This window comes from Nocardioides antri, from assembly GCF_008373765.1.
Taxonomy (GTDB): domain Bacteria; phylum Actinomycetota; class Actinomycetes; order Propionibacteriales; family Nocardioidaceae; genus Nocardioides; species Nocardioides antri.
Map to the genome: position 1 here is coordinate 1 of NZ_VUJW01000120.1, position 422 is coordinate 422.

General features: G+C 52.6%; 1 protein-coding gene. It reads right to left on the bottom strand.

What is annotated here, in order from left to right:
• Positions 1-422, bottom strand: a 422-nt coding sequence (locus tag F0U47_RS22770) for a hypothetical protein (protein ID WP_223162856.1), incomplete at both ends; no start/stop codon positions are given.

Sequence of the window (422 nt, forward strand, 5' to 3'; positions counted from 1 at the left end):
CCTCTTCCAGCTGCTCCTTGGTCTTGTTGCGCTCCAGCTGGGCATTGCACAAACCGAAGTTTTCGCTCTTCTTTTGGATGGTGAAGTTGGGTCCGGTCTTGCTGGCATCTTTCATGGCCTGGAGCATAGCCTGGCGCTTCTTCTCGGCCTCCTCGAGCCGTTGCCTCTTCTCTTCGATGTCGCGCTGTTTCTTCTCTTCGATTTCGCGCACTCTCCTTTCTTCTTCTTCCTTTTTCTTTTGAGCGAGGCGCTTTTCTTCTTCGGCACGAGAAACCTTGCGCTTGGCCTGCTTCTCTTTAAGGCGTTTGAGCTCATCCTCCTCCTTGGCCCGCTGTTTGCGCCATTCGTTGATGTATTCCTTCAACTGTTCATCCAAGTCCGACCGCTTCTGGTCTTGACGCTTGATGAATTCTGGATCTCCC